Annotated in this window: 21 protein-coding genes and 12 tRNA genes; 11 read left to right on the forward strand and 22 right to left on the reverse strand. The window is 59.6% G+C overall.

Features of this window, described 5'->3' with window-relative positions; translation table 11 throughout:
* The first annotated feature begins 136 nt into the window (after positions 1-136).
* The 4 genes from malQ to msrB all read left to right on the forward strand — a co-directional run bounded on the left by malQ (position 137) and on the right by msrB (position 7,197).
* Positions 137-2,326 (forward strand): 4-alpha-glucanotransferase, encoded by a 2,190-nt coding sequence (malQ, locus tag I6L35_RS02745; protein WP_216952049.1) that lies wholly within the window; start codon positions 137-139, stop codon positions 2,324-2,326.
* 82 nt (positions 2,327-2,408) lie between these two features.
* The gene (gene glgB / locus I6L35_RS02750) at positions 2,409-4,586 is read left to right on the forward strand and encodes a 1,4-alpha-glucan branching protein GlgB (RefSeq protein ID WP_216979482.1); all 2,178 of its coding nucleotides are present in this window, start codon (positions 2,409-2,411) and stop codon (positions 4,584-4,586) included.
* On the forward strand, positions 4,586-6,742 hold the full coding sequence (gene glgX, locus I6L35_RS02755; RefSeq protein WP_216952050.1) for a glycogen debranching protein GlgX: 2,157 nt from the start codon (positions 4,586-4,588) through the stop codon (positions 6,740-6,742). Before glgB ends, glgX begins: the two co-directional genes overlap by 1 nt.
* A 68-nt stretch (positions 6,743-6,810) precedes the next feature.
* Positions 6,811-7,197 carry a peptide-methionine (R)-S-oxide reductase MsrB gene (gene msrB, locus I6L35_RS02760; RefSeq protein ID WP_005362957.1) on the forward strand — a complete coding sequence of 129 codons (387 nt, stop codon included), beginning with the start codon at positions 6,811-6,813 and terminating at the stop codon, positions 7,195-7,197.
* A 72-nt stretch (positions 7,198-7,269) separates the two neighbouring features.
* On the opposite strand, the gene chrA is transcribed toward msrB, so the two are convergent.
* Positions 7,270-8,436: a chromate efflux transporter gene (gene chrA, locus I6L35_RS02765; RefSeq protein ID WP_216979483.1), complete on the reverse strand. Its 1,167-nt coding sequence runs from the start codon at positions 8,434-8,436 to the stop codon at positions 7,270-7,272.
* A 58-nt stretch (positions 8,437-8,494) separates the two neighbouring features.
* Positions 8,495-8,950: an NUDIX hydrolase gene (locus tag I6L35_RS02770; protein WP_216979484.1), complete on the reverse strand. Its 456-nt coding sequence runs from the start codon at positions 8,948-8,950 to the stop codon at positions 8,495-8,497.
* Between the two features lie 206 nt (positions 8,951-9,156).
* Here I6L35_RS02770 and I6L35_RS02775 point away from each other — a divergent pair, with 206 nt between their 5' ends.
* Together I6L35_RS02775 and I6L35_RS02780 are read left to right on the forward strand one after the other, a co-directional pair.
* Positions 9,157-9,384: a hypothetical protein gene (locus I6L35_RS02775; protein WP_005335715.1), complete on the forward strand. Its 228-nt coding sequence runs from the start codon at positions 9,157-9,159 to the stop codon at positions 9,382-9,384.
* A gap of 145 nt (positions 9,385-9,529) precedes the next feature.
* Positions 9,530-9,847 carry a hypothetical protein gene (locus tag I6L35_RS02780; protein ID WP_005343224.1) on the forward strand — a complete coding sequence of 106 codons (318 nt, stop codon included), beginning with the start codon at positions 9,530-9,532 and terminating at the stop codon, positions 9,845-9,847.
* Positions 9,848-9,978: 131 nt separating this feature from the next.
* Here I6L35_RS02780 and I6L35_RS02785 read toward each other — a convergent pair whose 3' ends face one another.
* Complete coding sequence (locus tag I6L35_RS02785) at positions 9,979-10,455, reverse strand: Lrp/AsnC family transcriptional regulator (RefSeq protein ID WP_005304871.1); 477 nt, start codon at positions 10,453-10,455, stop codon at positions 9,979-9,981.
* 311 nt (positions 10,456-10,766) lie between these two features.
* Positions 10,767-11,390, reverse strand: a complete 624-nt coding sequence (locus tag I6L35_RS02790) for a metalloregulator ArsR/SmtB family transcription factor (RefSeq protein ID WP_216979485.1) — start codon at positions 11,388-11,390, stop codon at positions 10,767-10,769.
* Positions 11,391-11,496: 106 nt separating this feature from the next.
* Here I6L35_RS02790 and I6L35_RS02795 point away from each other — a divergent pair, with 106 nt between their 5' ends.
* Together I6L35_RS02795 and I6L35_RS02800 are read left to right on the forward strand one after the other, a co-directional pair.
* A complete protein-coding gene (locus I6L35_RS02795; protein WP_216979486.1) occupies positions 11,497-12,726 on the forward strand; it encodes an MFS transporter in 1,230 nt (409 codons plus the stop codon).
* Between the two features lie 110 nt (positions 12,727-12,836).
* Positions 12,837-13,655 carry a Cof-type HAD-IIB family hydrolase gene (locus I6L35_RS02800; protein ID WP_216979487.1) on the forward strand — a complete coding sequence of 273 codons (819 nt, stop codon included), beginning with the start codon at positions 12,837-12,839 and terminating at the stop codon, positions 13,653-13,655.
* Positions 13,656-13,706: 51 nt separating this feature from the next.
* Here I6L35_RS02800 and I6L35_RS02805 read toward each other — a convergent pair whose 3' ends face one another.
* Entirely contained in the window at positions 13,707-14,270 is a 564-nt protein-coding gene (locus tag I6L35_RS02805; protein ID WP_005362971.1) for a DUF2799 domain-containing protein, read from the reverse strand.
* A gap of 206 nt (positions 14,271-14,476) precedes the next feature.
* Here I6L35_RS02805 and I6L35_RS02810 point away from each other — a divergent pair, with 206 nt between their 5' ends.
* Both I6L35_RS02810 and I6L35_RS02815 read left to right on the forward strand, forming a co-directional pair.
* Positions 14,477-15,316, forward strand: coding sequence for an isopenicillin N synthase family oxygenase (locus tag I6L35_RS02810; RefSeq protein WP_216979488.1), 840 nt, complete (start codon positions 14,477-14,479; stop codon positions 15,314-15,316).
* A 211-nt stretch (positions 15,317-15,527) separates the two neighbouring features.
* Positions 15,528-16,841, forward strand: a complete 1,314-nt coding sequence (locus tag I6L35_RS02815) for a sodium-dependent transporter (RefSeq protein ID WP_201938701.1) — start codon at positions 15,528-15,530, stop codon at positions 16,839-16,841.
* A 3-nt stretch (positions 16,842-16,844) separates the two neighbouring features.
* Here the strand turns inward: I6L35_RS02815 and I6L35_RS02820 are convergent, their stop codons facing one another.
* Positions 16,845-17,564 (reverse strand): ABC transporter substrate-binding protein, encoded by a 720-nt coding sequence (locus tag I6L35_RS02820; protein ID WP_216979489.1) that lies wholly within the window; start codon positions 17,562-17,564, stop codon positions 16,845-16,847.
* 431 nt (positions 17,565-17,995) lie between these two features.
* On the opposite strand from I6L35_RS02820, the gene I6L35_RS02825 reads away from it, so the two are divergent.
* Entirely contained in the window at positions 17,996-19,309 is a 1,314-nt protein-coding gene (locus tag I6L35_RS02825) for a sodium-dependent transporter (protein ID WP_058056587.1), read from the forward strand.
* 353 nt (positions 19,310-19,662) lie between these two features.
* Here the strand turns inward: I6L35_RS02825 and I6L35_RS02830 are convergent.
* The 16 genes from I6L35_RS02830 to tolA form a co-directional block, all read right to left on the reverse strand.
* Positions 19,663-19,738, reverse strand: a tRNA-Val gene (locus I6L35_RS02830).
* 17 nt (positions 19,739-19,755) lie between these two features.
* Positions 19,756-19,831: transfer RNA gene (locus I6L35_RS02835), tRNA-Lys, on the reverse strand.
* Positions 19,832-19,852: 21 nt separating this feature from the next.
* Positions 19,853-19,928 (reverse strand) — tRNA-Val (locus I6L35_RS02840).
* A 17-nt stretch (positions 19,929-19,945) separates the two neighbouring features.
* Positions 19,946-20,021, reverse strand: a tRNA-Lys gene (locus tag I6L35_RS02845).
* Between the two features lie 21 nt (positions 20,022-20,042).
* Positions 20,043-20,118: transfer RNA gene (locus I6L35_RS02850), tRNA-Val, on the reverse strand.
* 17 nt (positions 20,119-20,135) lie between these two features.
* Positions 20,136-20,211, reverse strand: a tRNA-Lys gene (locus I6L35_RS02855).
* Positions 20,212-20,233: 22 nt separating this feature from the next.
* Positions 20,234-20,309: transfer RNA gene (locus tag I6L35_RS02860), tRNA-Val, on the reverse strand.
* Positions 20,310-20,326: 17 nt separating this feature from the next.
* A tRNA-Lys gene (locus I6L35_RS02865) sits at positions 20,327-20,402 on the reverse strand.
* 22 nt (positions 20,403-20,424) lie between these two features.
* Positions 20,425-20,500 (reverse strand) — tRNA-Val (locus tag I6L35_RS02870).
* A gap of 17 nt (positions 20,501-20,517) precedes the next feature.
* A tRNA-Lys gene (locus tag I6L35_RS02875) sits at positions 20,518-20,593 on the reverse strand.
* 22 nt (positions 20,594-20,615) lie between these two features.
* A tRNA-Val gene (locus tag I6L35_RS02880) sits at positions 20,616-20,691 on the reverse strand.
* Positions 20,692-20,722: 31 nt separating this feature from the next.
* Positions 20,723-20,798: transfer RNA gene (locus tag I6L35_RS02885), tRNA-Lys, on the reverse strand.
* A gap of 174 nt (positions 20,799-20,972) precedes the next feature.
* Complete coding sequence (gene ybgF / locus I6L35_RS02890; protein WP_064339412.1) at positions 20,973-21,773, reverse strand: tol-pal system protein YbgF; 801 nt, start codon at positions 21,771-21,773, stop codon at positions 20,973-20,975.
* Between the two features lie 158 nt (positions 21,774-21,931).
* Positions 21,932-22,456 carry a peptidoglycan-associated lipoprotein Pal gene (pal, locus tag I6L35_RS02895; RefSeq protein WP_005313284.1) on the reverse strand — a complete coding sequence of 175 codons (525 nt, stop codon included), beginning with the start codon at positions 22,454-22,456 and terminating at the stop codon, positions 21,932-21,934.
* A gap of 49 nt (positions 22,457-22,505) precedes the next feature.
* On the reverse strand, positions 22,506-23,831 hold the full coding sequence (gene tolB, locus I6L35_RS02900; protein WP_005335728.1) for a Tol-Pal system beta propeller repeat protein TolB: 1,326 nt from the start codon (positions 23,829-23,831) through the stop codon (positions 22,506-22,508).
* A 95-nt stretch (positions 23,832-23,926) separates the two neighbouring features.
* Positions 23,927-25,057, reverse strand: coding sequence for a cell envelope integrity protein TolA (gene tolA, locus I6L35_RS02905; protein ID WP_216979490.1), 1,131 nt, complete (start codon positions 25,055-25,057; stop codon positions 23,927-23,929).
* Positions 25,058-25,062 lie beyond the last annotated feature (5 nt).

Raw genomic sequence — 25,062 nt, forward strand, 5'->3', positions numbered from 1 at the left:
CGGTCACACAACCATTCACAGAGATATGTAAAAATGTGCGCGGTTTAGCATGGCCAAAGAGCCACTGTTCAAGTACCACCCCATAAAAATCAAACAAAATAGTATAGATAGAATCCACAGCGGGAATTCTCAAACTATGACCACCCTGATTGAACAGCTGGCTGCCGCAAAAGGTATCGCCAGCGAGTATGTCGATGCCTGGGGCCACCCGGCCCAGGTATCAGAAGAGAGCAAGGCCGCCATGCTGGGCGCCATGGGCTACCGCGTCGATGACGAGGCCGCACTGGTGCAGCAGCTGGAAGAGGAGCATCGCCAGCACTGGCTGCGGGCGCTGGATCCTGTGATGGTGGTTCGCACCGGCGACGCCGTTACCCTTGAGGTTCGCCTCCCCATCGAATTCGTCAACGACGCCCTCACCTGGCAGCTCCAGCAGGAGCAGGGTGCAGTGCTGTCCGGTCAATTCACCCCCATCGAGGGTGAGCTGGTCGGCGTGGCCGAATTTGAAGAGATGGAGTGCCAGGCCTATCGCGTCACGCTGGATATGGCCCCGGAGCTGGGTTATCACCAGCTGGTGTTGCTGGAAGAGGGCAATGACGAGCCGCTGGCCACCATGCGCCTCATCGTTGCCCCCAAGGCCTGCTACAAGCAGGCGCCGATTGCCGATGGCCGCAAGGTATGGGGTCCGAGCGTGCAGCTTTACTGCCTGCGCAGCCGCCATAACTGGGGTATCGGTGACTTCAGCGATCTGGGCCAGCTGGTTGAGAAAGCCGCCGCCTGGGGTGCCCACTTCGTCGGCCTCAACCCTATCCACGCCCTCTATCCGGCCAATCCGGAGAGCGCCAGTCCCTACAGCCCCTCTTCCCGTCGCTGGCTCAACGTAGCCTATATCAATGTGGAAGCGGTGCCCGAATTCCAGCAGAACGATCGCCTGAAAGCGGAAGTGGCAAGTCCTGCCTTCCAGCAGCATCTGGCCGATCTGCGCGCCAAAGAGAACGTCGATTACACCGGCGTCATCGAGACCAAGATCGGCATGCTGCGTCAGGTGTTCGACGATGCCACCCTGAGCGCCGAACGTCAGGCCGCCTTCGATGCCTTCGTCGCCGCCGGTGGCGACAGCCTGCAACAGCAGGCTGCATTTGATGCCCTGCAGGCCCACTTCTATGCCAAAGGCGAAAATGCCTGGGGCTGGCCGGTATGGCCGCAGGAGCTGCGCGATTACCACAACCCTGCCGTTGCCGCCTGGATGGCCGAGCACCCGCAAGATGTAAACTTCTATCTCTATCTGCAGTTCCTGGCTGATGAGCAATTGGCGCAAGCCGATGCCCGTGCCAAAGCTGCCGGCATGGTGATGGGTATCTACCGGGATCTGGCGGTGGGCGTCTCCGAAGGCTCCACCGAGATCTGGGCAAACCAGGATCTCTACTGCCCGAAAGCCTCTGTCGGTGCGCCGCCCGATATCCTCGGCCCGCTCGGTCAGAACTGGGGCCTGCCCCCGATGAACCCGAACAAGCTGTTTGAAGCGGCCTACCAGCCGATGGTGGACTTGTTCCGTGCCAACATGCGCTCCTGCGGCGCACTGCGCATCGACCACGTGATGGCACTGCTGCGCCTGTGGTGGGTACCGCCCGGAGCGTCCGCCGCCAAGGGCGCCTACATCTACTATCCGGTCAACGATCTGCTGGGCATTCTGGCTCTCGAATCCCACCGCAATCAGTGCCTGCTGATCGGCGAGGATCTGGGCACCGTGCCGGAGGGGATCGACGTGACTCTGAAAGAGAACGGCGTCCACTCCTACAAGGTGTTCTTCTTCGAGCGCTCCAAGGAAGATGGCGGCTTTATCTCCCCGGCGCACTACACCGAGCAGGCGATGTCAGCCCTGACCACCCACGACATGCCGACTCTCAAGGGCTTCTGGCACTGCGATGATCTGGCGCTCGGCCGTCAACTGGGTCTGTATCCGGATGAAGATGTGCTGAAGACTCTGTATGCTGATCGCCACCAGGCCAAACAGCGGATCCTCGACAGCCTGCATGCCCACAAGGTCATCTCTGACAACATCAGTCATGACGTGAACTGGGTCGGCATGAACACCGAACTCAACCACGGTCTGCAGATCCATATGTCCCGCGGCAGCTGTGCCCTGTTCAGTACCCAGCTGGAAGACTGGCTGGAGATGGACAAGCCGGTCAACGTACCGGGCACCAGTTACGAATACCCCAACTGGCGCCGCAAGCTTTCCGCTGATCTGGAAGATATTTTTGCCAATGAGGCACTCAAGGCACTGGCTGGCAAGATGAGCCAAGCCCGTGATGAGGCCAGTCGTTGAGACGCTGTCTCCCACAGCGCTCTCACCTAAATCCACTCCGGCTTCGGCCGGAGTGGATGCTCTGTCATGAAAGGAAATCTCGATGCTCGTTGAACGTTTGGTTGCTGCCCGCTGTTCCGATCCCTTCTCTCACTTAGGCCTGCAGGCCAATCCGGATGGGCCCGGCCTCAAACTGACCGCCTGGTTGCCTGATGCCCTCGAAGTTCGCGTCAAGGATCTCAAGTCGGGCAAAGTCGTTGCCACCCTGGCGCCCACCGATGAATCGGGTCTTTTTGAAACTGTTTTCACCCGCCGCAAAAACTCCTTCCCCTATCAGCTGCTCGCCAGCTACCAAGATGCCACCACCGAGGTCATCGACCCCTATCAGTTTCAGGATGCCGCCTGGGCAGGCCTGGCCGAACTGACCGCCCAGCCGGAAAACCTCTATCACACCCTTGGCGCCCAGCTGCGCACCGTGGAGCATCTTGGCCAGCAGGTGGAAGGGGTGCGTTTTGCGGTCTATGCGCCGAGCGCCACCGCCGTGAGCCTCATCGGCGATTTCAACTTCTGGGATGGCCGCCGCCACCCGATGCAGCGCAGCCTCTGCGGTCACTGGGTGCTGTTTGTGCCGGGCCTCAAGGCCGGGGATCGCTACAAGTTTGAGCTCAAAGACCCCATGGGCAACCGGCTGCCCCACAAGAGCGATCCGGTCGGCTTTTACTGCGAGCAGTATCCGTCGTTCGCCTCCGTGGTCTATGACCACGCCCAGTACCAGTGGCAGGATGCCGAGTGGATTGCCAGCCAGCACAACGACAAACGCGAGCAGCCGCTCTCCATCTATGAGCTGCACGTCGGCTCCTGGAAACGCCACCCCAACGGCGACAGCCTGAGCTGGCGTGAACTGGCAGTGGAGCTGGTCGCCTACGTCAAGGAGATGGAGTACACCCACATCGAGCTGCTGCCGGTCTCCGAGCACCCCTTCAGCGGCTCCTGGGGCTACCAGCCGGTGGGCATGTTCTCCCCCACCAGCCGCTACGGCACCGCTGATGATTTCAAATACTTCGTCGACCAGTGCCACCAGGCCGGGATCGGCATCATTCTGGACTGGGTGCCCGCCCACTTCCCGTCCGATGCCCACGGCCTGGCCCGTTTCGATGGCACCCCGCTCTACGAATATGAAGATCCGCGCCGTGGCTGGCACCCGGACTGGAACTCCTACATCTACGACTTTGGCCGCGACACAGTGCGCCAGTTCCTGGTGGCGAGCGCCCTGTTCTGGCTCGACAAGTTCCACATCGACGGACTGCGGGTGGATGCGGTCGCCTCCATGCTCTATCTGGACTACTCCCGCAACGCCGGTGAGTGGGTACCGAACGTCGATGGCGGCAACCACAACTACGAGGCGATCAGCCTGCTCAAGTGGACCAACGAGGAGGTCTACGGCAAGTATCCCCACGCCATGACCATAGCCGAAGAGTCCACCGCCTTTGCCGGGGTATCCCGCCCCACCTTCCTCGGCGGCCTCGGCTTTGGCTTCAAGTGGAATATGGGCTGGATGCACGACACCCTTACCTATATGCAGAAAGAGCCGATCCACCGTCGCTACCACCACAACGACATGACCTTCTCCATGGTTTACCACTATGACGAGAACTTCATCCTGTCGCTCTCCCACGACGAGGTGGTGCACGGCAAGCACTCCATGCTCTACAAGATGCCGGGCGACGAGTGGCAGCAAGCCGCCAACTTGCGAGCCTACATGGGCTTTATGTACGCCCACCCGGGCAAGAAGCTCAATTTCATGGGCACCGAACTGGCCCAAAGCAACGAGTGGAACCACGATGCCCAACTGCCCTGGCACCTGCTGCAATATCCCAAGCATGCCGGTCAGCAGCGGCTGATCCACGATCTCAACCACCTCTACCGTCATGAGCCTGCCTTGTATCAGGCCGATTATGAGCAGACCGGCTTCCGCTGGCTGGATCACAACGATGCCGACAACAGCATCTTTGCCTGGCTGCGGGCGGACAAAGAGGGCAAGCAGGCTATTGTGGTGGCTTGCAACTTCACCCCGGTGCCCCGTATCGAATATCGGATCGGCGTCCCTGCGGCAGGCCACTATCGGGTGGTGCTCAACACCGACAGCGAGTATTACTGGGGCAGTAACTATGATGTAGGTCTGGTGTTCGCTGCCGAGCCGACCCCCTGGCAGGGGATGGCACACAGCATAGTGCTGGATCTGCCGCCGCTGGCGACCTTGTTTATCAAACAGGAGTCTTGATGCTTGTAATGGAAAAAGGGGTGGGCCACCCGCTGGGGGCCCGCCTTGACGAGAACGGTTGCCACTTCTGCGTCTGGGCCCCCCAGTCGGACAAGGTGGAGATCTGCCTGTACGACGAGCAGGAGCATGAGCTGATGCGGCTGGAGTTGCCCGGCCGCCGTGGCCAGTATCGCTTTGGCTACGTGCGCGGCGTAAAGGCCGGTCAGCGCTACGGCTATCGGGTCTATGGCACCCCGCAGGAGGGGATGCTGTTCGATCCGCAAAAACTGCTCATTGACCCCTACGCCAAGGCGCTCAGTCGTCCCACCTACTGGGATGAAGCCCTCTATCAGGGTGATAGTGCCGGGATGATTGCCAAGTCGGTGGTAGTGGATGACAGTTTTGACTGGCAAGGGGTTGGCAAACCCGGGATCAGTCCGGCCCGCACCATTATCTACGAGACCCACGTCAAGGGCTTTACCAAGCAGCACCCGGGGATCCCCAAAGCGCTGCAGGGCACCTATCTTGGCATCTGTCACCCGCTGGTTATCGAGCACATGAAGAGCCTCGGTATCACCTCGGTGCAACTGATGCCGGTGGCCGCCTTCATGTCGGAACCGCGACTGGAGCAGTTGGGACTGACCAACTACTGGGGCTACAACCCCATTGCCTTCTTCGCCCCGGAGCCACGCTACAGCACCAGGGCCGACGAGGCGGTGACCGAGTTCAAGACCATGGTGCGCGAGCTGCACCGGGCCGGGCTCGAGGTGATCCTGGATGTGGTCTACAACCACACTGCCGCCTCGGGCTTCGACGGCCCTACCCTCTCGTTCAAGGGCTTTGACAACGCCGGTTACTACGCCTTCGAAGCGGGCCCCCACGGCCCGGACTACACCCGTCACGCCAACGTGACCGGCTGTGGCAACAGCGTCAATCTGGATCACCCCAACACCCTGCGACTGGTGCTCGATGCCCTGCGCTACTGGGTTACCGAGATGCAGGTGGATGGCTTCCGTTTCGATCTGGCGGTGACGCTGGCGCGGGAAGCGGGGGAGTTCGAGCCCATGGGCGCCTTCTTCAAGGCCGTGATGGCCGACCCTGTGCTGTCACAGGTCAAGCTCATCGCCGAACCCTGGGATATCGGCCCCTTCGGCTACCGGCTGGGTCAATTCCCGAGCCAGTGGCAGGAGATCAACGACCGCTACCGCGACACGGTGCGCGCCTTCTGGCGCGGTGATGCGGGCAAGATGGGGGACTTTGCCACCCGCTTGGTAGGCTCGCGGGATATTTTCCCGAAGAACTGGCGCTCCCCCCACACCAGCGTCAACTACCTCTGCTATCACGACGGTTTCACCCTGGAGGATCTGGTCTCCTACAACCAGCGCCACAATCAGGCCAACGGTGAAGACAATCGGGATGGTCACGGCAACAACCTCTCCTATAACCATGGGGTAGAGGGGCCAACCCTGGATCCGCGGGTCAACAGCCTGCGCCAGCAGCAGAAGCGCAATCTGATTGCCACCCTGCTGCTGTCGCAAGGGACCCCGCACTTCCTCGCCGGGGACGAGATGGGCCGCAGCCAGCTTGGCAACAACAACGCCTACTGTCAGGACAACCAGATCAGCTGGGTCAACTGGCAGTGGCGACCGGAGGATGAACGGCTGTTCGCCTTCACCCAGCAGATGATGGCGCTGCGGGCGGAGTCGTGCGTCTTCTCCAACCTGCAACTGAGCGACGACAGCTGGAATGGCACCCCGTCCAGCTGCCATCAGGTCAACTGGTATCACCCGGACGGCCACCAGCTCACCGATCAGGATTGGCACGCCCCCATGGGGCAGGCGTTCGCCATGGATATCGGCATGATCAACTGTGTCGGCGAGCGCTGGTACGTGCTGTTCAACGCCAGCGACTACGATATCCAGTTCCGCCTGCCCCCGCCGGGGGAAGGGCTGGAGTGGATCCAGACCATCGACACCGCCACTAACGATGGGCTGCCCTTCCTGCCCGATGACATCAAACGGCAGGTGGCGGTCGGCCGGGCCCACTCCCTCAAACTGCTGGAGCGGGTGGCGCTGGCCAGCACGGCGGAGGATGCCCAGCCACCGCAGCAGGAAATTCTCCCTGCATCCGGTGAGGAGATGGTTGCCACCTCGATCACAGATACAGGCAAAGCATAAGAGGCATGCTGGAGTCAGCTTTACGGAGCCGCTATGCTGGGCTCCGGTATGGATGGCAAGGAGTCGGTATGAGCAGTAACAATCCGGAACAGTGGCGCAGCAAACTGACCCCCGAGCAGTTTCACGTTTGCTGGGAGAAGGGCACCGAGCGCCCCTACAGCGGCGCCCTGCTCCACAATCGCAAGAGCGGCGACTACCTCTGTGTCTGCTGCAAGAGCGTGCTGTTTCACTCAGGAGCCAAGTTTGATTCCGGCTGCGGCTGGCCCTCGTTCGACAAGGCCATCGAGGGGACGGTGGAGTACACCGAAGACAACAGCCACGGCATGAAGCGGGTGGAGATCACCTGCCGCCAGTGCGGCTCTCACCTCGGTCACGTCTTCCCCGACGGACCGACCGAGACAGGCCAGCGCTACTGCGTCAACAGCCTGAGTCTGGATTTCGATCCCGAGGTCTGAACGGCTTACCCATTGCAATAAAAACGGCGCCTCCATCACGGAGGCGCCGTTTTTATCGGGATTTCACCGGCTTCACGCCAGCAGGATAGCAGCCATCACCAACAGGGCCGCGATGGCCGGCACCGGCAACTTCAACACCCGCAGCAGATAAAAGCCGATGGCCGCCAGCGCCAGATCGGTCGGCGCCAGCACCGCACTCTGCCACACCGGCTGATAGAGGGCCGCCAGCAACAAGCCCACTACGGCAGCATTGATGCCGGTGACAGCCCCCGCCAGACGGGGCCGGGCCAGCCACTGTTGCCAGCAGGGGCCCACCGCCCAGAGCAGCAGAAAGCCGGGTGCAAAGAGCGCCAGGGTCGCCAACAGGGCCCCGATCATCGGCATCTCGGGCTGCAACTGGGCGCCAAGATAGGTGGCAAGGGTAAACATGGGGCCCGGCACCAACTGGGCCAGGCTGTAACCGGTCAGAAACTGCTGCTCGTTGAGAGTGTGGCCCACGCTCTCTTGCAGCAGCGGCAGCACCACATGGCCACCGCCAAACACCAGACTACCGGCGCGATAGAAGTCGGCAACCAGCTGGCCAATCGGGCTACCGAGCAGCGGCAGACCGATAAAAAGGATGCCAAACAGCAGCAGGGTCGGCCAATGAGGCTGACTGCTGGCGGCAGAAGGCTGCTCGGCGGAGGCTGGCACACTGCCCGCCCCGCGCTGGCTGCGGGCGCAGATCAGCGCCGCTCCCGCCAGCATCAACAGTTGAGTCAGCAGACTGGGCTGCCACCAGAGTGCAGCAGCGGTCACCACCATAATCCCTTGGGTCATTCCCGTGGCACAGAACTGACGACTCATGGTGAGCACCGCATCGGCCACCACGATAAGCGCCAGCAGTTTAAGGCCATGCAGCGCCGCATCGAGCCACAGATTGCTGCCCAGCTGGCCGATGCCGATCGCAGCCGCCAGTAGCAGAAGAAATGAGGGCAGCGTGAAGCCAATAAAAGCAGAGAGCGCCCCACCCAGACCGGCGCGATGACGACCGATGGCGAAACCAAGCTGGCTGGAGGCAGGCCCTGGCAGCAGTTGGCACAGCGCCAGCAGGCGGGCAAATTCGGCCTGTGTCAGCCAGCCGAGCCGCTGGACGAAGGTGCGCTGGAAATAGCCGATATGAGCGGCCGGGCCGCCAAAACTGATGCATCCCAGCCATAAAAACTGAATAAATACCTGTCCCACGCTCTTCTCCCTCATCCCTATTCTCCCGATGGAGAGGGGATATTATGACAGCGCGATGATCGTTTTATGACAATCAGACTGATTCGGCCGACACCATGGGCACATCACCCGGCAGATAGCAGCGTCCCGCCAGCCAGCAGGCGATGGATTGGCGGCTGGCGTCGAAATGGGGCTCGGGCAACTCGCACGGATCGCACCAGACCCAGCCTTCGCACTTCTCCGGCTCCAGCAGTTGCGGTTCGCCATCGGCCCGGGCGTACAGTGTCACCGAGATATAGTGCAACCCGCTCTCGCGCCAGGTATCCAGATTGTTGGTCACCGCCACGACCTCGGGCCCTTGGATCTCAAGTCCGGTCTCCTCGGCTACCTCGCGGATCGCCGCCGACTCGAAGCTCTCCCCCAATTCCAGATGACCACCCGGGATCGACCAGTAGGGGGCATGGCTCCCTTTGCGTTTGCCAAGCAGCACCTGGCCTTGGGCGTTGGTCAGGATGACGCCGACCCCGACGCGGGGATAGAGAGTGGACATGAAAACGCTCCTTCAATAAGGCAGTAAAACGGCCCCACCTTAGGCCCAAGAAGGGCACAGGGCAAGCCCCGGCTGCACGGTACCTGCACCTGTCGGTGGCCCCTCCCCTTGCCCCTTAACCGGTTATCACTGATGCTGGGGAGTGAAGCCCGGATGGAGAGGTCATCCCAATCCTCTCGGTCCCCCATCACCCCGAGGAGTCCGCCATGAAAAAATTGCTCCCCCTGTGCGCTCTGCTGCTCACGGCTTGCCAAACCACGCCGCCCCCCAACTCGCTCGCCATCGATGATGCCGACGCCTGGCAGGCCATTTGCAAAGATGGCACCCGGGTTCGCGCCGTGGTGGCAGAGGGGATCTGTGGGGATCATCGCGGGGTAGCCATGTGGACGAATAAGCCAAGAGCTGAACGGATGGCAGAAGAAGCCGCCAAATAGTGTGATCCAGACACCATAAAATGACTCTACTGGCCAATTGGCCGGATTTTTTCGCGATCTCGCCAGCACTTTGCCACCTTGTTCATGGTGCGCTCAGTTTTCTGTTCCCATACTGGCCCTACAGTTCCAAAAGAGGAGAGACAAGATGCAAACATCCATCGTCGGGCTCTCCATTCTGTGGGGGCTAGCCAGTTTTGGTGTTCAGGGGGATTTCATCGAGAGCCGTGATTCCGTTGCGCCATCCTGGCAAGCCGAGTCCAGAGTGGAGATGGAAGGTTATCTGATTGAATCGCTTGGCGAAGATCGCTGGCTGTTCGACAACGGCAGCGAGAGCCTGCTGGTCTCCCTGCCCGAGGGGCAGTGGGTGCCGACCGGCGAGCGGCTGCGGGTCAGCGGCGAACCGCAGCAGGAGCAGAGCGGCTGGCTGCTGCAGGTGGAAGACATCAGCCAGGTCAGCGTCTGACAGCGGCAGTCGCCCCGTCACCGCGACAGCTAATCCAGACCCGATAACCACTACCGAATAACCAAGAGCGAATAGCAAAAGAGGAGGCCACTGGCCTCCTCTTTCTGTTTCTATAAGCGGCTTGCGCGGGCTCACCCCAGATGGTTGAGCGGCAGCGCCGTCTTGTGCTTGATGCGGCGCAGCACGAAGCTGGAGCGCACTCCGGTCACCCCCGGAATATGGGTCAGCTTGTCCAGCAAGAAGTGCTGATAGTGCTCCATGTCGCGCACCACCACCTTGAGTTGGTAGTCGGCATCATTGCCGGTGATGAGGTCACACTCCAGCACTTCGGGCAGTTCGCTGATGGCGCGATCGAAGTTTTCGAACCGCTCGGGCGTGTGTCTGTCCATGGAAATGTGAATGTAGGCGGTGAGGGTGAGGCCAAGCTGGCGGGCGTTGAGCAGAGTAACGTGGGTGTCGATGAGACCGGCATCCTCCAGCGCCTTGACCCGGCGGGAGCAGGGGGACGGCGAGAGCCCGACCAACTCGGCCAGTTCCAGATTGCTGATGCGGCCATTCTCCTGCATCAGCTCGAGAATATGTCTGTCTATGCGATCAAGTTTCAGCATTTACCCTTCCTCGTTGCAATGACTAATCCACTTTTCCTAGATTAAGGGTGAACTATTGCAAAAACAACCGAAATAAGTGGTTACTTTGCAACCACTCACCGGCACGGGAGGGATACTATGGTTACATCTTCCGGTGGCAAAGCAGATACCTGACCGGGTCTCTGCGGTGAAGGACCTTACCGGGTCAAGAGCCCCATCAGCCGTCTTACCTTATCGGGAAACGACGGGCTGGAACGAGAGAACCTCCTCCCCGAAGGCAACAAAGCAGGCATCCCGGCGCCTGCTTTGTTGTTTTTGGGCGTTTGACGAAATCAGAGCGCGGGCGGCGTGATGCGATAGAGGCAGCGATGCGCCCCCTCCAGCAAATATTGCTCCCGCTCCACCGTCGCCGGCGCCAGCAGCTGGCGAAACAGCGCCAGTTCGCTGCGACAGAAACCGCGGCAGGTGCGCGCCGCCGCACAGATGGGACAGTGGCTCTCCCACAGCAGCCAGCTGCCATCCTCTTCGCGGCGGATCTCCGCCATATAGCCCTCGCGGCTGCGCAGCTCCTTGAGCGCCGCCAACCGGCCAGAGAGGCCATGGGACCCCAGCGCCTCCTGATAGCGAGCAAGCATCTGCAGCTCCCGCTGCTGGATCAGCCGCTCCATCCCCTCCTCGCCAAACAGCTCGCGCACGTTGTCGATCAGCTGCACGGTCAGGTCGCTATGGCTATCGGGGAAGCGCTGCCAGGCCTGCTCGGTGAGCTGCCACAGCCGCACGGGACGACCGCGCCCGCGCGCCTCGTCGCTGAATGTGACCCACCCCTCCTGCTCCAGTGCGAGCAGGTGCTGGCGGGCGCCCATGGAGGTCATCTGCAACTGCTCCCCCAGCGCGGCGGCGCTCTGCGGGCCATGGCTCTTGAGCAGAAACAGGATCTTGTCGGTGCTTGCGTTCATGATCTCATTATGGGGAGCGCCCTTTATTAAATCAACAATTCACTTTACTTAATCCCGTCTATGAATCAGCATAAATAAACAAATAACTTTACTTAATGGGTGCAACATGGAGAAACACGGGCACAAAAATCCCCTCTGGGTGCTGGTCATGACGGTCACGCTGGCAGTTGCAGGCTTCAGTCTCCCCTCCCCGGTGTTGGCACCTTTGCTGCTGGATCCGGCGCAGGGGATGCTGACGCCGGAAGCCTCCGACTGGAGCCGCAAGGTGTGGCTGGGGGTCATCATGGGGCTCTATCCCCTGTTCCAGCTGGTGGGCAATCCCTGGCTCGGTCGCCTCTCCGACCGCTATGGCCGCAAGCCACTGCTGTTGCTCTCGCTGGCGGGGGTTCTGGCAGGCTATGCCCTGATGGCACTCGGTATCGCCTGGCGCTCCCTCCCCCTGCTGCTGCTCAGCCGGATTGTGGAGGGGCTGTGCAACGGCAACATCGCCATCGTGCAGGCGATGGCGGCGGATCTCGCCGGCAAGGAGCACAAGGCGCGCAGCTTCGCCTGGATCAACATCGGCATGAATCTGGGCTGGGTCGTGGGGCCGATGATCGGGGGCTACGCCGCGGTGATCTCGGGGGATTACAGTCTGGCCGCCTGGCTGGCGGTAGGAATGACCCTGCTCAACCTGCTACTGGTCTACTGGCTGATCCCCTATCGTCCGCCGGTGGCGGCCACCCTTCAGGCCGCGACTCTCTCCAGCCGCCAGCTGTTGCTGCAACCGGCCCTGCTCCCCTACTTCGCACTCACCCTGATCAGCTATGGCGCCGTGCAGCTCTATTTCACCTACTTCAACATCTGGCTGGTAGAGCGGCTGGCCTGGGATCCGGCCCAGCTGGCGCAGGCGGCGGTGCTGGTGAGCCTGCCCATGATGGCGGGCTCCTGGCTCGGCTCCCGCATCGCCCGCCACTGGCGCGGCAGCTCCCTCGGGATTGTCGGCCATCTGGTGATGGCGAGCGGCATGCTGCTCTTTATCCTGCCTGTGCACTGGTGGGGGCTGGCACTCACCTTCGTTCCCGCTGGTATCGGCATGAGTCTGGGGGAGCTGGCCACCTCGGTGGCGATCTCCAACCGCAGTCACCCGGAGCAACAGGGGCAGGCGATGGGGCTCTACCGCGCCCTCGCCGTAGGCAGCGAGATCCTGGCGGTGCTGCTCGGCAGTCTGGTGCTGCTGGCCGGTACCGAGTGGCCCTTCTATCTCGCCACCCTCTGCTCCCTTGCCAGTGCCGCCGGTTTCTATCTGCTGCGCCGCCGTGCCGACCGTCGTCAACAGCTGGCCAGCTGCACCTGAGCCACGAAGGGATCACAGTTCGGCGCTTCGGCTGCGGGCAAAACTTGCATCGGGGCGCCGGGTCTGGGACGGTAAGGCTCTTTGCGGATTTGTTCGATGCTGGAGGAGCTATGAGTGAGTACAAGGCCATCGCGCTCGATATGGATGGCACCCTGCTGACCCGGGATCACAAGATCTCGTCGGCCACCCGGGCAGCCCTGGCGCAAGCCCGCGCCCACGGCATCAAGGTGCTGCTGGTCACGGGGCGCCACTACATGACGGCGCGTCCCTTCCACCACGAGCTGGCCCTCGATACCCCCCTCATCTGCAGCAATGGCGCCTATCTCTATGATCCGGTGCAGAACCGGATCATCAGCGGCGACCCGCTGGCGGCTGCCCCGCTTACCGAGCTGCTGGCCGCGGTCGAGGCACAGCAGATGGGCGCCCTGTTCCATCTGAGCGAGGGGATCGGCTACATCGGCTGTGAAGAGCATGTCACCCGCATCCGCCACTGGTCGGCCAATCAGCCGGACCACCTCAAGATCGCCATCCATCCGGTTGAGGAGCTGGCAGGCTGGCTCGACAACCCGGTCTGGAAACTGGAGCTGTTCAATCAGGATCCGGCGCGCCTGCACACCTTTATGGGCGAGGTGGTCGAGCAGATGCCCTTTACCCGCGACTGGGCGGCCCCCTATGCGGTGGAGCTGGTACAGCCCGGTTGCAGCAAGGGCAACCGGCTTGCCCAGTGGGCCGCCAGCGAAGGGATTGAGATGGATCAGGTGGTGGCGTTTGGTGACAACAACAACGACATCAGCATGTTCGAGCAGGTGGGGCTGGCGGTGGCCATGGGCAATGCGGCCCCGCAGATCCAGAGCCATGCCCATCGGGTCACGGCCGACCACAACGAAGATGGTATCGCACTGGCGCTACAGCGCTGGGTACTGCCCTGAGCTGACAAGATGCAACATGGCCAGCACGCGGGCTGGCCATGAAGAGAGGGATTAACCGCCGAAGGAGAACTGGATCACCCGATCCGGATAACGCAGACGGTTGTACTCCCGGCGCAGGGATTCGTAGTGGCGAATGGCCCGATCGCGCTTGGCGCGGTAATAGTCACGCTGCTCCGTGTTGGTTTCGTTGCGGATGCTGCGCTCCAGCGTATCGATATCACGCTCGGTACGCTCCAGCTCGTCGCTGATCTCCCGCAGGCGGGCAGCCAGTTTGTACTCTTCGTAGCCACGCTGATACTGCTTGAGGAAGCTGGCGTCATTGGGGCATACCCCCAGATAGGCCTGCCCCTCCTTGCCCTTGCTGTAAGCCAGCTCGGGAATGCAGTAGAGCTCCAGCCCCTTGTCGTAGCCCCGTTTCCACTCGGCTTCATCCACTTTGAGGCCATATTCGCTGCAAGACGAAACGTAATCGCGGGTCGCCTGACGGGTTTTGCCTTCCGATCCATCCTGATAACCCAGGTTGTACCAGCTCATGGTGCGGCACTCATCTTCTGACAGGGCACTGCATCCCGCCAGCAATACCGGCAGGGTCAGCAACAGGATTTTGGGGGACATGAACAGACTCCGGAAAAGATAGTGACCGGCATTCTAGAGAGGATAAAAGGCCATAACAAGGGATGCGCTCCCGTGCGGTCTGGCGCGGTTTATTTGATGTTTTTGTCACTATTAAACGCCGTGCCAGACGGGCGGCCAACCCGCTTTCCTTGTTATCAGGCGCAAGGTAAACTGCCCCATCTTTTAACTGGCGCGCAACAAAAACAATGAAAGTCCTGACCGTCGATTACCGCTCACCCGATGCGGCCCAACGCTTCACCGAATCCCTGCGAACCACCGGCTTTGGCGTGCTGACCAACCACCCCATCCCGAAAGAGCTGGTGCAGTCCATCTACGACAACTGGTATCGCTTCTTCATGAGCGAGCAGAAGCAGGATTTCCTGTTCAACCGCGAAACCCAGGATGGCTACTTCCCGCCGTCGGTCTCCGAGGTGGCCAAGGGCCATAGCCAGAAAGACATCAAGGAGTACTTCCACATCTACCCCTGGGGCCAGATGCCGGAAGAGCTGAAAGAGCAGGCGATGGAGTACTATCGCCTCGCCAACGGTCTGGCCGCAGAGCTGCTGAGCTGGGTCGAGCAGTACACCCCGGCCGATATTGCCGCCAACTACAGCTGCCCGCTCTCCTCGATGATCGAAGAGAGCCAGAAGACCCTGCTGCGGGTGCTGCACTATCCGCCGTTCGATGGCACCGAGGAGCCGGGCGCCATCCGCGCCGCCGCCCACGAGGATATCAACCTGCTCACCATTCTGCCCGCCGCCAACGAGCCGGGGCTGCAGGTGAAGGGCTCCGATGGCGAATGGATGGACGTGCCGTGCGACTTTGGCACCCTCATCATCAACATCGGTGACATGCTGCAGGAGGCCTCTCGCGGCTACTACCCCTCCACCACTCACCGCGTCATCAACCCGACCGGTGGCAGCGCCGCCAAGTCGCGTATCTCCCTGCCGCTGTTCCTCCATCCGCGCCCGGATGTAGTGCTCTCCGAGCGTCATACCGCCCACAGCTACCTGATGGAGCGGCTGCGGGAGCTCGGGGTGATCTAGTCCGCCGACGAGCAGTTGTCAGAGACCAAACCGGAGCAATCTCGCTCCGGTTTTTTATTTGGTGGCAGGATTGGGCTAAAAACAGAATTAAATTAGCCAATCATGCCAATAAATCGCATTTACACCTGATAACCGTCGTAGTGATTGCGTAGTGACCTCCGTAACATGAGCGCCATTCTGCCCTGCCAAGGGGCGCTCGATTGGAGTTCTTATGAAGCAGTCCCAATGGTCATCCCGACTCGGCTACATCCTCGCCGCAGCGGGTTCCGCGGTCGGTATCGGCGCAATCTGGAAATTCCCCTATGTCACCGCCGTCAACGGCGGCGGCGCCTTCCTGCTGGTCTTTCTGCTGTTCAGCTTCACCCTGGGGGTGGCGGTACTGATGGGGGAGACCCTGCTCGGCAGCATGAGTCGCCGCGGGGTAGTCGGAGCCTTCTCCGATCTGCTCGGCAAACAGTGGCGCTGGGTTGGGGTAATGGGAGTGATCTCTACCCTGCTCATCTACTGCTTCTACAGCGTGGTGGGCGGCTGGACGCTCGGTTATACCGGCATGGCCCTCTCCGGTCAGCTCAACCATGGGGATGCGGCTGCTCTCACCGCCCGCTTCAATGACTATGTCAGCGGCGACGTCTGGCCAATCCTCACTCACCTGCTGTTTGCCGCCCTCACCTGGATAGTGGTGCAAGGCGGCATTCAGAAAGGAGTGGAGCGCACCTTGCGCTGGATGATGCCGGCCCTGTTCCTGATGATCCTGATGCTGGTCGCCTTTGGCCTCACCCTGCCCAATGCGATGGCGGGAGTACGTCACTTCCTGATGCCCGACTTCAGCAAGCTGGGGATGTCCGGCGTGCTCGATGCCATGGGGCTGGCCTTCTTCTCCCTCTCCATCGGTCTGGGCATTCACACCACCTACGGCGCCTATCTGCCGACCAGCGAAGGGGTTGGTCGCTCCAGCCTCTGGGTGGTGCTGCTGGCCAGCATGGTGGCGGTACTGGCGGGTTTGATGATTTTCCCGGTGCTGGCCTCGACCGGTATCGACCCGGCCTCCGGCCCCGGCCTCACCTTTATGACCATGCCGGCGGTATTTCAGCTGTTGCCCTTCGGTCAGGTGCTTGAGGTGATCTTCTTCGCCCTGCTGGTCTTTGCGGCACTCTCTTCGGCCATCTCCCTGCTGGAGCATTTGCAGTGCTTCCTGTGCGAGACCTGGGGCTGGTCACGCCGCACGGCCTGCAGCGCCATCACTGGATTCGTCATGGTTAGCGGTGTTCCGGTCAGCCTGTCGTTTGGCCCGCTGCAACACGCCACCCTGTTTGGCAAAACCATCTTCGAGCTGCTGGACTTTGTCACCTCCAACCTGATGATGCCGCTGTTCGGCCTGATGCTGACGCTGCTGCTGGGCTGGAAGCTGGGACGCAAGGCGCTGCCGCAGGGGATTGCCAGCCACTGGCATCACTTGCTGATGAACTGCTGGCGCTGGATTGCCCCCTTGCTGATCGGCGGGATCTTGATTCGCGGTCTGGTGTGACGGTTACTCTTCACGGGCGGGCTCATCGGCCCGCCCCTGGGCGGCTCTGACGGCATCCAGGGCATGCTGCCAGCGGGTGATCTCGGCATCATCCGTTCCCTTGGAAAAGACGATATAGAGACCGGCCTGATGGAGCAGTACCCCACTGCTGACAATGCTGCGCCGGGATAACCCCATCTTGTCGAGGGTGGCCTCCATCACCAGCTCCGCCATCGGCAAGGCATCGATCTTGCCCAGCATCAGCCGCTCTATCGCCTCCCCGACCGTCTTGTAGCGCACCAGATTGGTGTAGCCCTCATGGGTCAGCCGCACATCATCGGCATTGCCCAGCACTACCCCCACTCTGGGCAGATCCCGCAGCTGTGCCAGCGAGGTCAGCGGGTGGCGACTATCCGGCGCCTGATAGATAAAGACCCGATTGATAAAGAGCGGGCCAACCCATTTGAAATGGGACTCCCGCTCCGGGAGCCGCTGTACCACGAACAGTCCATAGCCGGGCTCGACCCGTGCCAGCGCCAGCGCCCGCTTGAGCGGGTAAATCCGCACCGGATAGCGGGTGCCAAGCTCCTCCTGCACCTCATCGATCAGGCGAATGGCAAATCCGTCGAGCTTGCCGTCGCGGTATTCGGTAAAGGGGGGTAAGTCATGACTCAGCAGGGTTAATCCGGGCTGCGCCGACACACTCAGGCTGATCAGTAACCAGGGCAACACCATACATCTCATACGACATCCTGTTTCATTGTTGTTCCCGTCAGCGCCATGTAGCGGTCACTAGTTCCAGAAGAAGCTACGTCGATTATCGCCCAGTAAATAGCCACAAGGTAGAAAAGATACGGCCCGGCAACGCGCTCGCCGATTGAGTTGTACGTAAGTCAGAGTGGTGACAGCGGCACACATAAAAAAATTTTGATTTTATGTGTCAATTATTCTTTCCATGGTTTAGGCTGTTTCCTCATTCATAAGTCAGGTTGCCACCTCATGTCTGCCATCCTCGTGCTGTTTGGTCGATTTTTTAGCTCGCAAGAGAGGTGACCTTGCACGCACAGTTTTTCTGAATGTTCATTGCAAAGGTCGCCTCAGGCGGCCTTTTTTATGGTCTGTCGTTTATTGCTACAGAGGAGTATTGCTTCGATGTCGTGTTACCCGGAGGTTGTATGAGCCAGGTTCAGTGGTCTTCCCGTCTCGGTCATGTGCTGGCCGCAGCAGGCACAGCGATTGGCCTTGGTGCCATCTGGAAGTTTCCCTATGTGACCGCCACCAATGGCGGTGGCGCCTTTCTGCTGGTGTTTCTGCTGTTCAGCTTCACCCTGGGGGTAGCGGTACAGGTCGGCGAAACCCTGCTCGGCAGCCATAGCCAGCGCGGGGTGCTCGGCGCCTTTCGCAAACTGGTGGGGCCGAACTGGCGCTGGATGGGGTATATGGGGATCGCCTGCGGCTTCTTTATATACAGCTTCTACAGCGTGGTCGGTGGCTGGACCGTGGGTTACGCCGCGCTGGCGATGGCTGGCAAGCTCAACCTGAGCGAGGGGAGCGCCCTCACCGCCCTGTTCAACGGCTATGTCAGCAACCCCTGGTGGCCGGTGCTGACCCATCTGATCTTCGCGGGCCTGACCTGGTGGTTCGTGCAGGGGGGGATTCAGAAAGGGGTTGAGCGGGCACTGCGCTGGATGATGCCCGCGCTCTTCATCATGATGCTACTGCTGGTGGGGGTTGGCCTCTCCATGCCCGGCTCCATGGCGGGTGTGCGCCAGCTGCTGCTGCCGGACTTCTCCATGCTGACCGGCCAGAGCGTGCTGGACGCGCTGGGACTGGCCTTCTTCTCCCTCTCCATCGGGCTCGGGGTACACACGACCTATGGCGCCTACCTGCCCAATAGCGAAGGTGTGCTGCGCTCCGGCGTCTGGGTGGTCACTCTGGCAAGCCTTATCTCGGTGCTGGCGGGCTTGATGATCTTCCCGGCGCTGGCCTCTACCGGCATAGACCCCACTGCCGGGCCGGGTCTCACCTTTATGACCATGCCTGCCGTGTTCAGCCATCTGCCGTTCGGTCAGGGACTGGGGGTGGTCTTCTTCCTGTTGCTGCTGGTCGCCGCGCTCTCCTCCTCCATCTCCATGCTGGAGCATCTGGTGCGCTTCACCACCGAGGAGTGGGGTTGGTCGCGCCGTGGCGCCTGCCGGGTGTTGACCCTGCTCATCATGGCCTCCGGCATTCCGGTGAGCCTGTCGTTCGGCCCATGGAGCGATCTGACCCTGTTTGGCAAGACCATCTTCGAGCTGCTCGACTACCTCACCTCCAACCTGATGATGCCGCTGTTTGGTCTGGTACTGACCCTGCTGCTGGGCTGGCGATTGGGTGATGCCATATTGCCTGCGGGCCTGTCACCCGCCCTGCGTCTGGCGCTGCTCTGGTGCTGGCGCGTGGTGGCGCCGCTGCTGATCAGCGGGATCCTGATCCGCGGGATCATGTAGCACCTTGCGCATCTTTGCGGGCAGGCCTTGGCCTGCCCTTTTTATTGCTGGCGTTTGCTTTATTACAGGCGTTCATATGAGCAGCATCACGATGGACAGGAGTGCAGTCGGGCAATCTAGGCAGAGCAGAGTAGAGGATGTGCGAAATGACAGAGTGGCAGAGTGGCAGAGTGGCAGAGTGGCAGAGTGGCAGAGTGGCAGAGTGGCAGAGTGGCACTATAAGAGGTGGAGCTTGGCTCGCCACAACGGCAACAGAAGAAGCTGGAGTACTGAATTGCGGGCAAAAAAAATCCCCATCTGAGTGGGGACTTTCTCTGCAACCGCAGCTGATATCTCAGCCTCGCTTGCGAATATGGTGGTCGTTACTGGGATCGAACCAGTGACCCCCTCCTTGTAAGGGAGGTGCTCTCCCAGCTGAGCTAAACGACCTGGGAATTCTGAAATGATGGTGGGTCGTGCTGGATTCGAACCAGCGACCAATTGATTAAAAGTCAACTGCTCTACCGACTGAGCTAACGACCCATCTAAATCATTTTTACAAACTGGTGGTCGTTACTGGGATCGAACCAGTGACCCCCTCCTTGTAAGGGAGGTGCTCTCCCAGCTGAGCTAAACGACCTGGGAATTCTGAAATGATGGTGGGTCGTGCTGGATTCGAACCAGCGACCAATTGATTAAAAGTCAACTGCTCTACCGACTGAGCTAACGACCCATCTAAATCATTTTTACAAACTGGTGGTCGTTACTGGGATCGAACCAGTGACCCCCTCCTTGTAAGGGAGGTGCTCTCCCAGCTGAGCTAAACGACCTGGGAATTCTGAAATGATGGTGGGTCGTGCTGGATTCGAACCAGCGACCAATTGATTAAAAGTCAACTGCTCTACCGACTGAGCTAACGACCCATCTAAATCATTTTTTACAAACTGGTGGTCGTTACTGGGATCGAACCAGTGACCCCCTCCTTGTAAGGGAGGTGCTCTCCCAGCTGAGCTAAACGACCTGGGAATTCTGAAATGATGGTGGGTCGTGCTGGATTCGAACCAGCGACCAATTGATTAAAAGTCAACTGCTCTACCGACTGAGCTAACGACCCATCTAAATCATTTTTTACAAACTGGTGGTCGTTACTGGGATCGAACCAGTGACCCCCTCCTTGTAAGGGAGGTGCTCTCCCAGCTGAGCTAAACGACCTGGGAATTCTGAAATGATGGTGGGTCGTGCTGGATTCGAACCAGCGACCAATTGATTAAAAGTCAACTGCTCTACCGACTGAGCTAACGACCCATCTAAATCATTTTTTACAAACTGGTGGTCGTTACTGGGATCGAACCAGTGACCCCCTCCTTGTAAGGGAGGTGCTCTCCCAGCTGAGCTAAACGACCTGGGAATTCTGTCTCCACCTGGTGGAGAAAATGGTGGGTCGTGCTGGATTCGAACCAGCGACCAATTGATTAAAAGTCAACTGCTCTACCGACTGAGCTAACGACCCTCACCACGACCAGTTCCGACTGCATTACTGCTTCGGCTCTGACGGCGGCCTATATTACGGATTTAAATTTCCGGTGCAACAGAAAATTCGTAATTTAAATCCGTTTGCTCACTGTACGTACAAATGCAGGCTGTTTTTACAGTAGCGTTACGAAAACAGTGACATACAGCAATGTTACAGCTTGGCCAGACTCTGTTTGGCCAACTGGGCTGGCGAGGTGTTGGGATAGCCCTTGATCACCTGCTCATAGAAGGATTTGGCTTCCGCCTTCTTGCCATCCAGTTGCGCCAGCATACCCAGCTTCAGCAGCGCATCGGCTCGCTTGGGGGATTTGCTGTATTTGTTGGCCACGGTCGAAAACTGGGCCGAGGCTCCGGCTCTGTCACCCTTGTTGAACAGCAGCTGGCCGAGCCAGTAGTGTGCATTGGGAACATAGCCCGAATTGGGGTACTGCTTGATGAAGCCCTGGAAAGCCGGAATGGCTTTGTCGTAGTTCTTCTCTTTGAGCACCATGTTGACCGCTGCGTCGTAGGCCTGATTCTCATCCTGATTGGTTGAGTAATTGGCGGCAGCAGCCGGTGTGGCAGCAGCGGGGGCCGGGGCGGCTGGAGCAGCTTGCTGGCTGCTGGCAACCTTGTCGAGCTCCTGATAGAGCTGGCGCTGGCGCTCTTGCGACTGTTCCATCTGGTAGGTCTGCTGCTCCAGCTGACCACGCAGCTCGGAAACCTCCCCTTGCAGGGAGTCGACCTGTTGCTGCAATTCAGCTTGCAGTCGCAGACGGGCATTGAGGGTGCGCTCCAGCAGGGCAACCCGATCTTCCAGGCTACCGGTGGGCACGATGGCGCCATTGTTGCCGCTAAGGACAACCCCACCACTTGAGTCACCGCCCAGATCGCTGACCGGTGCCGCAGCTTGCGCATTCAGAGCAACCATTACGGCCAGCGCAACGACAGCTTGCTTGTACACAGATTTCATTCGGATCAAACCTTAGCGTTTAGTACAGATAAAACGGCCAGCGCCATCGTCGCTCGCATATGCAGATTTCATTCGGATCAAACCTTGGCGTTTAGTGCAAATAAAACGGCCATCGAAATGGCCGCTTGCATATAAACGAACTTCGTTCGGTTCAAACCTTAGTAAACCAGAACCGCGCGGCGGTTTTTGGCAAAGGCATCCTCGGTGTGGGACAGATCCAGCGGCTTCTCTTCGCCATAGCTGACGATGGAGAGCTGCTCGGCCTGCACACCCAGGGTTTGCAGATACTTGGCAACAGCCTTGGCACGACGCTCGCCCAGGGCGATGTTGTACTCCGGAGTACCGCGCTCATCGGCGTGACCTTCGATCAGGACTTTCACGCTCGGGCGCTCGCGCAGGTAGCTGGCGTGGGCATCCAGCAGATCAGCGTACTGACCCTGGATATCGTAACCGTCGAACGGGAAGTAGATCACGTTGTCACGCTGCAGTGCTTCGAACTTCTGACGCATCTGCTCTTCCGGGGACAACATGCCGTTGGCGCCGCCGGTTTGTACACCGCCCATGCCGTCGGTCATACCTGATTCAGCGCCAGCGGCGTCGGAATCAGAAGAAGAACTACAAGCGGCCAGGGTGAACAGTGGCAGTGCGATGGCCAAACCCTTGAGCAGTTTATTGAGTTGCATGCTATTTCCTTAAACCTTTATAACAAAACAAAAAACAATTGGATTTTTATCAATTCAAGAAGGGCGACCAAGCTGGTGCACGAATTTCACCGCTACTGGTCGGAAGCACAGCCTTGAAGCGACCATCAGTCGACACCAACGCGAGACTCTTACGACCCTGATAGATGGTGGCATAAATGATCATGCTGCCATTGGGAGCCACACTTGGCGACTCATCCAGAGCACTCTGGGTAAGGACCAACAGGGCATTGTTTTCCATGTCCTGACGGGCAATACGATACTGTCCCTGAACACGGGTCACCATCACCATGATTTTGCCATCAGGAGTGATGGATGCACCCTGGTTGGATTCACCTTCCCAAGTCATCCGGCGAGTCATACCAGTCGCCAAATTTACGCTATAAATCTGGGGTTTGCCACCACGTTCAGAGGTGAACAACAAATTTTGCCCATCCGGCATCCAGGAGGGTTCAGTGTCGATCACACGGCTGGTTGTGACGCGGGTCAGCTGCTTGCTAGCGACATCAACCACATAGAGGTTCGGTGAACCATCTTTGGAGAGAACGATAGCCAGACGACGACCATCCGGAGACCACTCCGGCGCCCCGTTGATACCGCGGAAACTGGTGATCAGGCTGCGCTGCTGGGTGTAGATATCCTGCACGTAGATTTCGGACTTCTGGTTCTCGAAGCTCACGTAAGCCAGCTTGCTGCCATCCGGCGACCAAGCTGGAGACATCAAGGGCTCGCGGGAGCGCAGCAGGGTCTTCTCGTTGTAACCGTCGTAGTCAGAAATACGCAGCTGGTACGGGAACTGGGTACCCTGCTGTACGGAGACGTAAGCCAGACGGGTCAGGAAGGCACCGCGCTCGCCAGTCAAACGCTCATAGACGATGTCGGAGATACGGTGGGCAAACTGGCGCATCTGGGCACCCGGGATGGTCGCCATACGGCTATCCAGAATGTAACCGTTGCTCTCGCCACCTTGTGCCTTGGCCAGCTGACCCTTCAGCACATCGACCAGCTCGAAGTTCACCTTGTAGGTGCCGTCACCGACTGCCGAAATGGAACCCACCACCACGGCTTCAACCCCTTGGGAGGCCCAGGGAGCGAAGTTGATCTCGCTGCTGCTGCTCGGGGTCTGCGGCATCTGGCCACGGGCCAGCGGCTTGAACTTGCCGCTGCGCATCAGGTCGTTGGAGACCACTTCCGCGATGTCCTGCGGCAACTGCCCGTTGCCTTCCCACTTGAAGGGGGCGACAGCGATGGGGCGTGCGCTATCAATACCGCCGGTGATGACGATGTCCAGGGCCGCCTGGGCACTCTGGCCCAGCAACAAACAGCCAACCAAAGCAAAAAATACTTTTCTGATCATGGCTTAAATACTCGGTTCCAATAAAGATGAGAGGTTAAATTCCTTTCTCGGCGAGAGGTTGCCAACCGGAGGCAAGCAACCTCGTTTTATCACGCTTAGATACTCGGTTCTAACTTCAGGTTAAATTCCTTCAACATCTCGAATGCCGCAGGATCCTTGGGCACTGGCAGTTGATTGGCTTTCAAGACAGCCGCCTTACCCGAACGACAGACCGCCGGGTCACCCTGGCCGTTATCTACCGATATGACAAAGCCACTGCTCGCAAGACGTACGCCGATAGTACATGTTTTGCCCCGCATGGTGGGATCCAAAATCATATACCGCTCAACAGTGGCCTTGATGAGCGCCGCATACTTGTCGACCTCACCTTGTGCCGCTGCAGAGGCAGCCTGGCTGCGGGCATTGGCTTCAGCCGCCAGCTGCTGCTGCATCATGGCTTCCATCTCTTTTTGCAGTCTGGCCTCCTCGGCCGCTTTGCGTTTGCGTTCTGCCGCGATCTTGGCCTGCTTCTCGGCTTCAGCCTTGGCTTTCTTCTCTGCGTCAGCTTTTGCCTTTTTGGCTGCCTCTTCCTTGGCCTTCTTCTCAGCCTCGGCTTTGGCTTTTTTCTCAGCCTCTGCCTTGGCTTTCTTCTCTGCCTCAGCCTTGGCCTTCTTGTCAGCTTCCGCTTTCTTGGCTTTGGCCTCCTCGGCTTTAGCCTTCTCTTCCGCCTGTTTTTTCTCGAGCTCTTTCTTTTTCTTCAGCGCCAGTGCCTTGGCCTCTTCAGCAGCCTTGCGCTCGGCTTCCGCCTTCTTGGCCTTCTGCTCTTCCAGCTTGCGGGCCTCCTCGGCTTTCTGCGCCTTCTCTTCCGCCCGCTTCTGCTCGGCAACTTTTTTCTGCTTCTCAGCCTCGGCCTTGCGGGTCGCCTCTTCTGCTTCTTTCCGCTTGGCCTCGGCAATACGCAGCCGTTCCTGCTGCTGGGCTAGTTCGCGTTTGGCAAGATCCGTATCTTCCTTATCCTTCTCTTTCTCTACCTTCTGCGGCTTGGGCTGAGCTTTCTGCTGCTGGATCTGCTTGGCCTGCTCGTTGAGGAAGTTCTCATCAAGCATGACGGCATTGACGATCTGCCCCTTCGATTCGGGTCGTTTCGGTTTGCTGAAATCGAGCCCGACAAACAGGATGATGCCGATGATCAGGTGCAGCAGAAACGACGCGATGAGATAACCGGAAATACCACGCTTCACATCCATCTCCG

This window comes from Aeromonas sp. FDAARGOS 1405 (genome assembly GCF_019048265.1).
Taxonomy (GTDB): Bacteria; Pseudomonadota; Gammaproteobacteria; order Enterobacterales; family Aeromonadaceae; genus Aeromonas; species Aeromonas veronii_A.

Coding starts and splice junctions, on each gene's coding strand:
- malQ (WP_216952049.1), top strand. CDS start 137: ATGACCACCCTGATTGAACAGCTGGCTGCCGCAAAAGGTATCGCCAGC.
- glgB (WP_216979482.1), top strand. CDS start 2,409: ATGCTCGTTGAACGTTTGGTTGCTGCCCGCTGTTCCGATCCCTTCTCT.
- glgX (WP_216952050.1), top strand. CDS start 4,586: ATGCTTGTAATGGAAAAAGGGGTGGGCCACCCGCTGGGGGCCCGCCTT.
- msrB (WP_005362957.1), top strand. CDS start 6,811: ATGAGCAGTAACAATCCGGAACAGTGGCGCAGCAAACTGACCCCCGAG.
- chrA (WP_216979483.1), bottom strand. CDS start 8,436: ATGAGGGAGAAGAGCGTGGGACAGGTATTTATTCAGTTTTTATGGCTG.
- I6L35_RS02770 (WP_216979484.1), bottom strand. CDS start 8,950: ATGTCCACTCTCTATCCCCGCGTCGGGGTCGGCGTCATCCTGACCAAC.
- I6L35_RS02775 (WP_005335715.1), top strand. CDS start 9,157: ATGAAAAAATTGCTCCCCCTGTGCGCTCTGCTGCTCACGGCTTGCCAA.
- I6L35_RS02780 (WP_005343224.1), top strand. CDS start 9,530: ATGCAAACATCCATCGTCGGGCTCTCCATTCTGTGGGGGCTAGCCAGT.
- I6L35_RS02785 (WP_005304871.1), bottom strand. CDS start 10,455: ATGCTGAAACTTGATCGCATAGACAGACATATTCTCGAGCTGATGCAG.
- I6L35_RS02790 (WP_216979485.1), bottom strand. CDS start 11,390: ATGAACGCAAGCACCGACAAGATCCTGTTTCTGCTCAAGAGCCATGGC.
- I6L35_RS02795 (WP_216979486.1), top strand. CDS start 11,497: ATGGAGAAACACGGGCACAAAAATCCCCTCTGGGTGCTGGTCATGACG.
- I6L35_RS02800 (WP_216979487.1), top strand. CDS start 12,837: ATGAGTGAGTACAAGGCCATCGCGCTCGATATGGATGGCACCCTGCTG.
- I6L35_RS02805 (WP_005362971.1), bottom strand. CDS start 14,270: ATGTCCCCCAAAATCCTGTTGCTGACCCTGCCGGTATTGCTGGCGGGA.
- I6L35_RS02810 (WP_216979488.1), top strand. CDS start 14,477: ATGAAAGTCCTGACCGTCGATTACCGCTCACCCGATGCGGCCCAACGC.
- I6L35_RS02815 (WP_201938701.1), top strand. CDS start 15,528: ATGAAGCAGTCCCAATGGTCATCCCGACTCGGCTACATCCTCGCCGCA.
- I6L35_RS02820 (WP_216979489.1), bottom strand. CDS start 17,564: ATGAGATGTATGGTGTTGCCCTGGTTACTGATCAGCCTGAGTGTGTCG.
- I6L35_RS02825 (WP_058056587.1), top strand. CDS start 17,996: ATGAGCCAGGTTCAGTGGTCTTCCCGTCTCGGTCATGTGCTGGCCGCA.
- ybgF (WP_064339412.1), bottom strand. CDS start 21,773: ATGAAATCTGTGTACAAGCAAGCTGTCGTTGCGCTGGCCGTAATGGTT.
- pal (WP_005313284.1), bottom strand. CDS start 22,456: ATGCAACTCAATAAACTGCTCAAGGGTTTGGCCATCGCACTGCCACTG.
- tolB (WP_005335728.1), bottom strand. CDS start 23,831: ATGATCAGAAAAGTATTTTTTGCTTTGGTTGGCTGTTTGTTGCTGGGC.
- tolA (WP_216979490.1), bottom strand. CDS start 25,057: ATGGATGTGAAGCGTGGTATTTCCGGTTATCTCATCGCGTCGTTTCTG.